This window comes from Klebsiella sp. JN_Kp121, from assembly GCF_040062145.1.
Taxonomy (GTDB): Bacteria; Pseudomonadota; Gammaproteobacteria; order Enterobacterales; family Enterobacteriaceae; genus Klebsiella; species Klebsiella aerogenes.
The window spans coordinates 162,392-175,421 of the sequence record NZ_JBEAHX010000006.1 but is presented as its reverse complement, the minus strand read 5'-3'; the positions used below and the strand labels follow the sequence as shown (position 1 = coordinate 175,421).

The window sequence follows — 13,030 nt, the reverse complement described above, 5'->3', positions numbered from 1 at the left end:
TGCTTATAAAGATCGCCGCTTGCGGCGATCTTTTTTGTTTGTATGGCTCACAGAAAACGATCCTGCTTTTGCTTCGGCGGTAGTTTTTTTGTATATGACTAGTCATAATATTTAAATGACTAGTCATATACAGAGGCGAACCATGAAAGACAAACTACCGGCCAATTTTTTATGGGGTAATTCGGTCTCCAGCATGCAGACCGAAGGGGCGTGGAATGAGGGGGGGAAGGGGATGTCGGTGTACGATATCCGTGAGCCGTCGGAGTTCGCCTCGGACTGGAAGGTAGCGACCGACTCCTACCATCGCTTCCGCGAAGATTTTGATTTAATGCAGGATCTGGGCATGAACTGCTATCGCTTCCAGATAGCCTGGAGCCGCGTCTGTCCGCAGGGAGATGGCGAGTTTAATGAAGAGGGGATTGCGTTCTACCATCAGTTTATTGATGAGCTCATTGCCCGCGGTATTGAACCGATGATCTGCCTCTATCACTTCGATATGCCCTTGTCGCTGGCGGAGCGCTATAACGGTTTTACCGATCGCCGGGTAATGGACGCTTTTATCCGCTATGGCCAGAAGATGATCGACTGCTACGGCGATAAGGTGAAGTACTGGCTGACCTTCAACGAACAGAATCTTTACCATTCGCCGGAGGCTTTTCTGATCACCGGCTATCTGCGTGGCTATAAAACTTTGCGCGAACTCTACCAGATCCAGCACCACGTAATGATGGCGCACGTCCATCTCACCGACTATCTGCATCAGGCCAAACCGCAGTGTCTGATGGGCGGAATGCTGGCCCATGCGCTGGTCTATCCGGCAACCTGTAAGCCGCGCGATATTCTGTGCGCCCAGCAACTGGACGAGTTTTTAAATCAGAATCTGCTGCGCGCCTACGCGGGCGAGGGCTATAGTCCGGAAGTGATGCATTTTGTCGCCCGTGAAGGTTTTGACGATATCTATCGCCCTGAAGATATCGCGTTGATGGCGAGGGTGAAGGTCGACTATCTGGCATTCAGCTACTACGCCAGCCGCACGCTCAATAGCGACGCGATTCCGCCAGGTACGGCGGTGAACAACTATATGTTGTTCGGTAATCAGGACAATCCATACCTGAAAGCGACGGAATGGAACTGGCAGATCGATCCGCTGGGATTCCGCACGATCATTACCCGCTATTACAACGACTGGCGGCTGCCGGTCTTCCCAATTGAAAACGGGATTGGGGTGATCGAATCCTGGGACGGCGAAAATCAGGTCGCCGATGATTACCGCATTGCCTACCACCGTGACCACATTAACGCCATGAAAGCGGCAATGTTTGAAGACGGGGCGCAGGTGATAGGCTATCTCGGCTGGGGATTAATCGATATCCTTAGCTCGCAGGGCGACATGCGTAAACGCTACGGCGTGGTGTACGTCAATCGTGAAAACCACGATCTCAAGGATCTTAAGCGGGTACCGAAGAAAAGCTACGCGTGGTTGAAGCGGGTTATCCACAGTAATGGCGAAGAGATGTAACGGCGAGCGGGCGGTGTATGCTGCCCCCCAGCCCCTCACAAAATAGTAAAGGATCGGAGAATGACGGCGAAGTATCTTAATATCGCGCGGGAAATAAAAAAGCGGATCATTAGCCAGCAGTATCCTGCCAGCGCGCCGTTACCTGACCAGTTTGCGCTGGCGGCAGAGTTCAATACCAGCCGGATGACGATCCAGCAGGCAATGCGTCAGCTGATTGTCGAGGGGCTTATCTACACCCGCAAAGGGCAGGGTACCTTTGTGCGGAAAAATTTCCTCCAGCTATCGCAGTGGGAACTGCCCGGCAGCGACTATTTCGGCGCCACCAAAACCTGGGAGCATCTCGGCGAGGTGCAAAGCGAAGTAGTGCGCTTTGAACTGCGTTTTCCCAGCGAGAAGGAACAGAGTTCGCTGCTGATCGACGCCGATGCGCCGGTGTATGACTTTGTCCGCCTGCGGTTGCTTAACGGCGAGCCGGTCTCGCTGGATCTCACGGTAATGCCGGTGGCGCTGGTGCCGGGGCTCAATAAAAGTCATCTGCAGACTTCGGTGTTTCGTTATGTGCAGGAGACGCTGGGGCTGAAGCTGATGGGGTCTTATCGGGTGGTGCGGGCGATGAAGCCGGATGAGCTGGACAAATTACATCTTAACTGCGAGCCGAGCGACCCGGTGCTGGAGGTTGAGCAGGTTATCTATCTGGAAGACGGTACGCCGCTGGAGTACGCGCACTGTCACTACCGCTACGATCATGGCGGGGTCATTCTGGTCAATAACGGCTAACCGGGAGCGCTCCCTGCTGGCGCAGCGCTTAGCAGATGCAGATAAAAAAACGGCGGGCACCAGGCCCGCCGTTTTCATGTGCTAGCTGAACTTAGTTCAGGCGCACCGGCATCCCTGAACGGTTCTGGATCGCCTGATCCATTACGCTCTGGTCAACGTCAGGCTGGCTGGTCACCGACTGCACGGCCTGAGTCAGGCTGATAGGCACGATTTCGCCGCCTTTGAACTGCGCTTCGGTGGTCGACAGCGGGTTGTGTACTTCAACGTAGCGGCTGCCATCCGGTTCGGTGGTGGCTTTTACCGGCTCATCGATAAACTGCACGCGGGTGCCGACCGGCACGTTCTCAAACAGGAATTTGATGTCTTCGTTACGCAGACGTACGCAGCCGTGGCTCACGCGCAGGCCGATACCAAAGTTGGCGTTGGTACCGTGGATGGCGTACAGACGACCGATGTACAGCGCGTACAGGCCCATCGGGTTATCCGGGCCTGCTGGCACGACTGCCGGCAGCGGGTTACCTTCCGCGGCGTATTCGGCGTGCATTTTCGCCGTCGGGGTCCAGGTCGGGCCCGCTTTCTTACGCTCAACTTTGGTCGTCCAGTTGATCGGCGTATCTTTGCCCAACTGGCCGATACCGATCGGCAGTACGATCACGGTATTGGTGCCTTTCGGGTAGTAGTACAGACGCATCTCGGCGCTGTTGATGACGATGCCTTCGTGCACGGTGTCTGGCAGAATCAGCTGTTGCGGAATATTCAGCACGGTACCGCCTTTCGGCAGGTAGGTATCCACGCCCGGGTTCGCTTCCAGCATGTTGGACAGACCCATCTGATATTTGGCAGCGAAATATTCCAACGGCTGTTTATTATCGTCTGGAATAGTGATGACCTGGTTCTGGCCAATCAGACGGCTGCCGTCGGTTGGCAGAGGATAGGTAACAGCTGAAGCTGTGTTGCAAAAGCCCACGATGGCGAAGGCTGCCGCTAAGAGTGTCGATAATTTCATATTCTTCATGTCGTGCGCGGTGTCAACGCCACACGGGCCTTGTTAGATATTCAGATAGTAGATGGGAGCGCATTATATGTGCTTTCCGATAAACAGGTAAATCAGATGTGTACGAAATCACAATTTTTTCCTGTTGCTAATAGTGTAGTGCGCAACGCGCCGCTTTCACGGCGAATCGTCTGGTTAGTAAAACGTGGATTAATCTTCCAGCAGCCGTGACTGCAACGCTTCGCGCGCCTGCGGCGTCAGGCGGTATTCCTGTTCCAGCCAGCGGTCGACATGACCGTAACGCTGTTCAATGCTGGACAACGCGGTCGCCAGATATGACTCCTGAACGGTCATGATGGCGGCGAGATTTTTACGCCCGTGCTCATTAAGGCCTTCGCCGAAGGTGTCGAGCAGGAATCCTTCGACCTGCGCCAGCATTCCCTGGGTCAGCAGATACTCTTCCATGACCGTATTGCTATCACAGCCGAGCGCGAACAGCGTCAGGGCGCAGCCGACGCCGGTGCGGTCTTTACCGACGGCGCAGTGCTGCAGCAGGGCGCCGTCAAAAGGCTCCATTAGCCATTGCGTCAACTGGCGATAGGCGGCGTTATCAAACGGTAACTGGCGGTAGAGCTGTAGCATAAACTGCTCGCCGTCCATGGTGTTGAGGGTCGCGGCGTTAAACTCGGTGACTTTCGCATTGACGCTGCTGGAAAGCGGATTGGCCGGGGCGTTGAGGTAAAAGGCTTCGCTATTCAGCCGATCGGGGCTGCGGTTGACCTCTGTCGGATCGCGATAATCCAGCACCCGGCTCAGCGGGATGGCGCTGAGATGATTGAGATCCTCCGGCGTCATGTTGTGCAGCGAGCCCGAGCGCAGCAGTTTGCCAGAACGTACGCGCCGGCCGTCGGCCGCGCGTTGACCGCCGAGGTCGCGAAAGTTGATGCCGCCTTGAAGCGAGATAAATGCAGGATGGCTGGTGCGGGTGGTCATAAATTCCCTCTGAATTGCGGATAATTATTATGTCTTAGCAATCGGTCATTTTGCGGTAAAACCCTGACCATAGCATAGTTATTGGCGGGCTTTTTACCGCAAGCCGTGAAAAGTGAACCATTTGCTGGCATAATGTCTGGTTCATCACATCCCTAATTCTCTATTTTCAGGATATCCTCGTGCTAGTATCCAGCAACGTCACCATGCAGTTTGGCAGTAAGCCGCTGTTTGAAAACATCTCCGTCAAATTTGGCGGCGGCAACCGCTACGGCCTGATTGGCGCCAACGGCAGCGGCAAATCCACGTTTATGAAGATCCTCGGCGGCGATCTTGAGCCGACGCTGGGCAACGTGTCTCTCGATCCGAACGAGCGCATCGGTAAGCTGCGCCAGGATCAGTTCGCCTTCGAAGAGTTCACCGTGCTGGATACGGTTATCATGGGCCACGGCGAGCTGTGGGAAGTGAAGCAAGAGCGCGATCGCATCTACGCGCTGCCGGAAATGAGCGAGGAAGACGGCTATAAAGTGGCCGACCTGGAAGTAAAATACGGCGAGATGGACGGCTATTCCGCCGAAGCGCGCGCCGGTGAACTGCTGCTCGGCGTCGGTATTCCGGTGGAGCAACATTACGGCCCGATGAGCGAAGTCGCGCCGGGCTGGAAACTGCGTGTCCTGCTGGCGCAGGCGCTGTTCTCCAATCCGGATATCCTGCTGCTCGATGAACCGACGAACAACCTCGACATCGATACTATTCGCTGGTTGGAGCAGGTGCTGAACGAACGCGACAGCACCATGATCATCATTTCGCACGACCGTCACTTCCTGAACATGGTCTGTACTCATATGGCGGATCTCGATTACGGCGAACTGCGCGTGTATCCGGGCAACTATGACGAATATATGACCGCGGCGACCCAGGCGCGTGAGCGTCTGCTGGCCGATAACGCCAAGAAGAAAGCGCAAATTGCCGACCTGCAGGCCTTTGTTAGCCGCTTTAGCGCCAACGCTTCAAAATCGCGTCAGGCGACCTCTCGCGCCCGTCAGATTGATAAAATTAAGCTGGATGAAGTGAAAGCCTCCAGCCGTCAGAACCCGTTCATTCGCTTCGAACAGGATAAGAAACTGTTCCGTAACGCGCTGGAAGTGGAAGCGCTGGCGAAAGGCTTTGATAACGGCCCGCTGTTCAAAGGGGTTAATCTGCTGCTGGAAGTTGGCGAAAAGCTGGCGGTACTGGGGACCAACGGCGTCGGTAAATCAACGATGCTGAAAACCCTGGTCGGCGAACTGGAAGCGGATAACGGTACCGTCAAGTGGTCCGAAAACGCCCGTATCGGCTACTACGCGCAGGATCATGCCGAAGATTTCGAAAACGACCTGACGGTTTTTGACTGGATGAGCCAGTGGAAACAGGAAGGCGATGACGAGCAGGCGGTACGCAGTATCCTCGGTCGTCTGTTGTTTAGCCAGGACGATATCAAAAAGCCGGCGAAAGTCCTCTCCGGCGGCGAGAAAGGTCGCATGCTGTTTGGTAAGCTGATGATGCAGAAACCGAATATCCTGGTGATGGATGAACCGACTAACCACCTGGATATGGAATCGATCGAATCGCTGAACATGGCGCTGGAGATGTATCAGGGCACCCTGATTTTCGTTTCTCACGACCGTGAGTTCGTGAGTTCGCTGGCGACTCGCGTACTGGAGATCACTCCAGAACGCGTAATCGATTTCAGCGGCAACTACGAAGATTACCTGCGCAGTAAAGGTATCGAGTAATTCCTCCCCGTTACCCGGGTGGCGGCTACGCCTTACCCGGGCTACCCGCGGTGCCGTTTTTTGTCGGGTGGCGGCTAACGCCTTACCCGACCTACGGTCCTTACGACCTGCCTTTAATGTCTTCACCGCGCTCCCTGTGCCATGAGAGCCATAACGCAGAAGACATTTCGGGATCGCAATAGGCTCTGAATTAATACAAAAGAACTGTTTTTCCCGGACCAAACCCGCTGCCAACCGATAGCAGTATCTACCCGCGGTGCCGTTTTTTGTCGGGTGCGGCTGCGCCTTACCCGACCTACCCCGGCATGTGATCTGTAGGCCCGCGCAAGTGCAGCGCTGCCGGGCAATAACCGCGGGTAAAGAACCGATTTTGCGCCGGATGGCGGCTGCGCCTTATCCGGCCTACGGTCCGTGCCATTGTGAGCTTAAGGTCTCTATCTTGTACCTATGGCTTCTGAAACTGTCCGTTACCCGGGCGACCAAACCGCACAGTGTTGTAGCCCCGGTAAGCGGTAGCGCCACCGGGGATTTCTGGACCACCAATACCGGCATTTTCAGCCGGCCTATGGTCAGAGCCTCCACTCGGTCCCTTCGACGTCATTCACCAGCAGTTGGCGTTTTTCTCCCGCCGGTAATGACAGCTTCAACGCTTTCCACGCTGGGCGATAGTTGCCGCGAGCGTCGAGCTTCAGGTTTATGCTGCTGGCGCTGCAGGTCATTTCCCACTCCAGCCATAGCGCATCACCCTCTTTATAGCCCCAGCTTTCGCCGTCGTCTTCAAACAGCAAACCGCGGGTTGAGCCGGTACCTTTCAGTGGGAACAACTGCAGTTCGCGACGATCGTCTTTTTGCGCATCGACGTGGCTGATACGTTCACTGAGCGGCAGACCGGCGCCGGCGCGGACCAGCAGCGGCAGTTTTTCCAGCGGTGCGTCCAGCGTCACCCTCTGACCACCGGCGAACCACTGGTGGTTGTAAAAATCGTACCAGCCGTCCTGATTATCGGGCAGCCACAGCTGGCGCTGACGGGCGCCAGGCTCCACCACGCTTGCCACCAGCAGATCGCGCCCCAGCATGAAGTCATCACACTCGACGAAGGTCTGGGTATCGTGCTGGTGGTCGAGGAAGGTCGGGCGCAGCATGGGTTCGTCATCGGCATGCGCCTGCCATAACAGGGTGTACAAATAGGGCAGCAGACGGTAGCGCAGCTCGATGGCAGAGCGGATCGCCGGGGTGATTTCCGGGTACATCCAGGGTTCATTGACCGTCTGGTCGTCATTCCACGAGTGAATGGTAAAGCGCGGATGCATCACGCCGTTTTGCACCCAGCGAACGAACAGCTCTGGCTCGGGTTTATCGCCGGAGAATCCGCCGACGTCATGGCCGACGTTAAACAAGCCGGAAAGACTCATCCCTAATCCCATACGGGTGTTATAGCGCAGCGTATCCCAGTTAGTGCGGTTGTCGCCGCTCCAGGTTTGCACGTAGCGCTGCATCCCGGCGCAGCCGGAGCGGGAGATCAGATACGGGCGCTTTTGCGGCGCAAAGCGCTGCTGGGCTTCCAGCGAGGCGCGCATCATCAATAATGGCATCACCGGACGAATATGCTTAATGGCGATTTCGCGGCCAAAGCCGTAGCAGCGCGCTTCGCCGTCCCACACCTCATACTCGTTATTATCGTTCCAGGTCGAATCGATACCCATCTCCAGTAGCTGGGTGGTCACGCCTTCCTGCCACCAGGTCACGGTGTGCGGGTTGGTGAAGTCGAGATGCGAACCTTCATCGTCCCAGAAGCTGGAGCGCTCCGGCGAATCGGTTTGCGAATCGCGAATGAAAAGGCCGCGTTCCGCCACTTCGCCATAGCGTGGGTGATCCTGCAGCAGACACGGTTTGATATTGGCAGCCAGTTTCAGCCCGGCATCGTGGAACGACTGGCTCATCACTTTTGGCTGCGGCACCTTGTCGTAGTTCCAGTTAAAGACGTAGCGTTTGCCGTTGATTGAGGTATAGCCGGAAGAGAGCTGGAACGAATCACAGGGGATTGCATGCTGCTCGCACAGGCGGATAAAGTTCATCAGCTGATTTTGCGCATCCGGCGCGTCGGTATAGTGCATCGTCGAGCCGCTATAGCCGAGGCTCCATTTCGGCCCAAACAACGTTTTACCTGTCAGACGGACAAACGCTTTGGTCACATCCAGCACCAGCTTACCGGTAAACAGGTAATAATCGATGTCGCCGGCCTCCGCCTGCCAGCGGCGATAGGCGGTGTGGTAGTTGTCGATTTCATTGCCCAGATCCAGCCAGCAACTGCTCAGGTTGTCATAGAACAGGCCGTAGCTGATATCGCTGCGCTGCGTGATGGTAAACGGAATATGTTTATACAGCGGGTCGGTGCTGACGGCGTTGTAGCCCATGGCATCGAGGTTACGCATTTCGTAGCGTTTGCCGTTACGCTGCAGGTCACCGGCTTTTTCGCCCAGCCCGTAGAAACGTTCATCTTTGCGGCGGCTAAGATAATGGGCGACGCCATCCCCGTGGGCGTTTGCCAGATAGGCGCTGGTTGGGCGGTCATTGGCGAGCGTCTGCCACTCACCGGCCTCGTCGCGATAGCTCCACTCCAGCCAAAGCGGCTGATGGACGGTAACGCGCAGCTGGCGGGTGGCGATGGTCAGCGTGTCATCCGCTTCGCTCATCTGCCAGGCCGGGAGGCTAAAACCGCTGAGGTCATCCCGCGCGCGGCCTTCCCACGGCACATCCTGCTGCGGGGCGATACTCCAGGTGCGATCCAGCGCCAGTTGGCCCTGGCGCTTCAGCAGGACGCGGAATAAATTCTCTTCCAGCACATACAGACACAAAGTGTGCTGGCCATCAACGGTCAATTCAACGTGATGCGCCAGCTGTTGGTGCAAACTCCAGTGTTTCAACGTCTTCATATTTTACATCCACTCTCAGGCGCGCTGGGCGCGACGTTCAGCAATAAATGCCACCAGGAAAACGGCGCCAATCAGGTCAAAGAAACCCATGGCGATAAACAGCGGGTTGAAGCCAATTTTGTCGGCGGTCACCCCGATTAATAATGAGAACAGGAAGCTGGCGATCCATGCCGCGGAGCCGCGCATACCGTTGACCGTCGCCATTTGTCCCTTGTCGAAAGACTCCACCACCAGCGCGCTGAGCATGCAGGAGATGATCTGATGGCCGAAACCGCCAATGGAGATCAGGATGATGGTGATATAGGGATCGCGGGTAATAGCGACCAGCGCCAGCGAGATCATAAGAAACGCGCCGGTCACGGAACTGGCGATGACCGAATTGACTCGCGTACAGCCGAACCAACGGACGTACAGGCGGGTGAGATAGCCGCTGACCACGCTGCCAAGGTCGGCGGCGAGGAACGGCAGCCAGGCGAACATCGCTATCTGTTTAAGATCCATACCGTGTTCTTTCGCCAGGTACAGCGGCACCCAGAAGCTCAGCACCGCCCAGGCGGGCTCGGCCATAAAAGCGGGGATGGCGATACCGTAGAAACGTTTGTTCTTCGAGACGGTTTTTAGCGCGGTAAAAAAGGGCAGCTTCACCGGCGGCGCTTCGTTGTCCTGCTTGATGTACTCCAGCTCGCTTTGGCTGAGATTCGGGTGCTTTTCCGGGCTCTGATAGAACGCCCACCACAGCACGACCCACAGCAGCGCCAGCACGCCGGTAAACATAAACGCGCCCTGCCAGCCGAAGGAGGCGTGGGCGAAGTAGATGATAGGCGGCGCCAGCATTGCGCCGATAGAAAAGCCGACGCCAGCCCAGCCGGCGGCGATCGGCCGTTCGGATTTCGGGAACCACTCGCCGATGGTTTTAGCGTTAGCCGGGGTGGCGGCCGCCTCTGCGCCGCCCATAAAGAAGCGTAAAATAGCCAGATGCAGCCAGCTGCCGGCGCCGGCGTGCGCGATACAGGCTACCGCCCACAATGTGGCGCAAACCATAAAGCCCAGCTTGAGTCCGATGACGTCAATAAGCCAGCCGCACAGCGGTTGGAAGATGGTATAAGCCAGCTGAAATGCGCCGACGATCCACGAATATTGCTCGGTGGTAATACCGAGAGTGGCTTTCAGTTCCGGGGCGATAATCCCCAGCGAGTTACGTGTGATGTAGTTGACGGTGACGCCAAGTAAAAACAGCACCAGCACCCACCAGCGCAGGTTTTTCACCACCCGGCGCGTTTTGCTGACTGCCATATCATTGTTGAGGCCTTGACTCATAGAACTCTCCACAAGACGTTGTAGGGGGAAGTGACGCTTCAGCCGCTGAGTCGTCACGTAATAGTTCTAACCATTTGAATTATTTGTTTTTATTTCAATATCTATTGGTATAACTAGTATGGAAGATATTGGACCAATTCAAAATAAGGGAGAAAGACGGCGGGCAGTAGCGCTATTTATGCAAAATTTTTCATGAGATGACGTAGTTCTCATAATTTGCCGGAGTATTTGCTTGTTGGTCAGGGTTTGGCGACTATGAAAATTCTTTCATTTTTGAATTGGAGCTGGATCACAGAATGGATAAAAAGCTGCGAGTCGCCGAAATTGCCGCCCGCACCGGGCTGTCAGCCAGTACGGTTTCACGCGTCTTAGCCGGAAAAGCGAATACCAGCGAAAAGGCCCGTCAGGCGGTATTGGCCTGCGCCCGTGAACTTGGGGTGATGCAGGGATTGGCCGCCGGGCGGCTACTGCTCAACAACCTGCTGATTTTTGCGCCACAGCGGGCCTTCGACGAACGTTCAGATATTTTCTACTACCGCGTCATCCAGAGTATTAATAACGCGCTGGCGCCGCATGAAGTACGTCTGCGCTATTGCGCGCTGGAAGAAAACGACAGCGACGCCAATCTGTTTCTGGCCCGCATGAACGAGACCGACACCCAGGCGGCGGTATTACTGGGTATCGACGATCGGCATATCCACGCGCTGGCGGCGGATCTTGGCAAACCTTGTGTATTAATCAATTGCCGGGATGAGGGGATGCGGCTTCCTTCCATTGCGCCTGACCATCGCCTGATTGGTCAGTGCGCCGCTCGTTATCTGTTTGATATGGGCCATCAGGCGGTAATGAACGTGATGTGCTTGCGCCGCTATACCATGGAGCTACGGCTGGTGGGTATCAAGGAGGCGTGGCGCGCGCGCAACCTGCGATTTACCGGTAGCCGTGACCTGATTAGCGTCGCCAACTTTAGCGCCAGAGAAACGGAAGAGCAGGTCGGTGCCTGGCTCGACGCTTTACAGGGGCGCCCGATGCCGACGGCGTTTCTGGTGGGCGGCGATTTTATGGCCGCCGGTACCGTCAGCGCGCTGCAAAAACGAGGCCTGCGGGTGCCGCAGGATGTCTCGGTGATGAGTATCGACGGTTTTAATCTGGCGGCGATTCAGGACGTGCCGCTAACGGCGATTCATGTGCCGCGGGATGAGCTCGGTAGCGAGGCGGTACATCTTTTGCAGCAGCGTCTGCTGCGCCCGGAAGCGCCGCACGGCTCGCTACTGCTGCACGGGGCCCTGGTGGTACGCGATTCGGTGCGGCGGATCCGGCCAGGCAAGAGCCATACCGCCGTAGAACAGCAAGGTCTGTATGATGATTAGATCTTCATGCCCAATGCGCGTTTGCCGTGATCGTTAAGATCGGCAACGGTGAAGCGCGCCTGCCAGTCGCATTCGTAATCTTCACGCGGGAAATCCCCCGGCGAGGCGCCTTTTTCCAGCGCGATTTTTACCTTCTGCGCATAGGCGAGGTTTTTTTCGCACATCGGCGCGGCCGGGATGTACATGACGTTGCCCCAGCCCTGTTGATTTTCCACCGGCGCGACCGAGTGAATGACATCACAGTGCCACCAGACGGAATCGCCGGCATTCAGCGCGGGAATCGAGCTTAACGCTTTGATCAGCAGAGGATGCCATTGCTCAGAGATCGGCAGCACCTTGCCCGGCGCGACGCCGCATAGTTCATCTTCCGGCACATCATCCAGCAGCGGACGCAGCAGAACGTAAGCCATCGCCTCCGGGATCGGCACCACGTGCAGCAGCCCTTGACCGGGGATCATGTCCGACAGCGCTGTCCAACCCTGGAAAGTGCGGAAGACCGAACATTTGGTGGTGTTATCGACGGTGTACTCTTCCACTTCGGTACGATGCGCCGCGTCCCACGGATCGTAGGCGTCGATATTGCCATTAAAGACGTTGGCGAAAACCTGCTGATAAGCGGGAAGCAACCAGCGCTCCAGCGCCCCGGAATCGGTATGCGCGCCCAGCCCCTTTGACGTGGTTCCCGGCGGGCGGCGGCGGATGCGGTCAGGGTAAATCACGCTGACATCTGGATCGAACCAGCGTTTGCCGTCCTGTTCGAAGCGCCACAGGCGGTTAAGAAAGGATTGTACCGCCGCCATTTCATCGCTTTGGCGCGCCTGCATTTGCGAGGGAGACCAGTAGATCGGATAGATCTCCGGGCGCGAAGCCTCCAGCGAGCCGAAGAAGCTGTCGCCAGGCCCTTTGTAAACGTCGTCGAAATGGTTCAGGTCCAGGTATTCCAGCATCGCGTTATCCCAGGCCAGCGCCTGTTCGCGCGGGTAGTGGCCTTTGATAACCGCGCAACCGCGGCGCTTAATCGCCTCGCGCTGCGCATCGCTCACTTTACCCTGGGCGATATCGCTAAACGGGATCGTTGGCCAGACCTCCTGGCCTGCGGCTTTCAGGGCGTTAATCTCGTCCAGGCGCTCGCTGATACGCGCCGAGAGTTTATCGAACACTGCCTGAACATCGCCGATTTGCGCCCGTAAGGCCTGTTTCATCTGGCGAATCGCCGCTTTATGGTCGGCAGGTAATGTTTCGTGGGTAGGGAGAGCAGCCATAATCACCTCGCTGTATCTTTCATTCGAAAGTGTTAAATCTTACAAACGTTAATTTAAGTTAAATTAGAGTTAATGCAAGTTTAAAATTATGCA

The 13,030-nt window shown here is 56.2% G+C and carries 9 protein-coding genes; 4 read left to right on the top strand and 5 right to left on the bottom strand.

All coding sequences use genetic code 11. The features are described 5' to 3' along the window. The first annotated feature begins 142 nt into the window (after positions 1-142). Together ABLU86_RS11040 and ABLU86_RS11035 are read left to right on the top strand one after the other, a co-directional pair. Positions 143-1,519, top strand: a complete 1,377-nt coding sequence (locus ABLU86_RS11040; protein WP_072382606.1) for a glycoside hydrolase family 1 protein — start codon at positions 143-145, stop codon at positions 1,517-1,519. A 60-nt stretch (positions 1,520-1,579) separates the two neighbouring features. After that, entirely contained in the window at positions 1,580-2,296 is a 717-nt protein-coding gene (locus ABLU86_RS11035) for a GntR family transcriptional regulator (RefSeq protein WP_072382604.1), read from the top strand. Positions 2,297-2,387: 91 nt separating this feature from the next. On the opposite strand, the gene ldtB is transcribed toward ABLU86_RS11035, so the two are convergent. Then, complete coding sequence (gene ldtB, locus ABLU86_RS11030) at positions 2,388-3,302, bottom strand: L,D-transpeptidase (RefSeq protein WP_015367569.1); 915 nt, start codon at positions 3,300-3,302, stop codon at positions 2,388-2,390. Positions 3,303-3,500: 198 nt separating this feature from the next. Further along, a complete protein-coding gene (locus ABLU86_RS11025) occupies positions 3,501-4,283 on the bottom strand; it encodes a tyrosine-protein phosphatase (protein ID WP_015367568.1) in 783 nt (260 codons plus the stop codon). Positions 4,284-4,462: 179 nt separating this feature from the next. On the opposite strand from ABLU86_RS11025, the gene ABLU86_RS11020 reads away from it, so the two are divergent. Continuing rightward, complete coding sequence (locus tag ABLU86_RS11020; protein ID WP_015367567.1) at positions 4,463-6,055, top strand: ABC-F family ATPase; 1,593 nt, start codon at positions 4,463-4,465, stop codon at positions 6,053-6,055. Between the two features lie 569 nt (positions 6,056-6,624). On the opposite strand, the gene ABLU86_RS11015 is transcribed toward ABLU86_RS11020, so the two are convergent. Together ABLU86_RS11015 and ABLU86_RS11010 are read right to left on the bottom strand one after the other, a co-directional pair. After that, positions 6,625-8,988: a glycoside hydrolase family 31 protein gene (locus tag ABLU86_RS11015; RefSeq protein ID WP_348796125.1), complete on the bottom strand. Its 2,364-nt coding sequence runs from the start codon at positions 8,986-8,988 to the stop codon at positions 6,625-6,627. 15 nt (positions 8,989-9,003) lie between these two features. After that, positions 9,004-10,305, bottom strand: coding sequence for an MFS transporter (locus ABLU86_RS11010; protein WP_348796124.1), 1,302 nt, complete (start codon positions 10,303-10,305; stop codon positions 9,004-9,006). A gap of 296 nt (positions 10,306-10,601) precedes the next feature. Here ABLU86_RS11010 and ABLU86_RS11005 point away from each other — a divergent pair, with 296 nt between their 5' ends. After that, complete coding sequence (locus ABLU86_RS11005; protein ID WP_020079297.1) at positions 10,602-11,675, top strand: LacI family DNA-binding transcriptional regulator; 1,074 nt, start codon at positions 10,602-10,604, stop codon at positions 11,673-11,675. Here ABLU86_RS11005 and ABLU86_RS11000 read toward each other — a convergent pair. After that, a complete protein-coding gene (locus ABLU86_RS11000) occupies positions 11,672-12,937 on the bottom strand; it encodes a DUF1479 domain-containing protein (RefSeq protein ID WP_015704832.1) in 1,266 nt (421 codons plus the stop codon). The genes ABLU86_RS11005 and ABLU86_RS11000 overlap by 4 nt on opposite strands. Between the last annotated feature and the right edge of the window lie 93 nt (positions 12,938-13,030).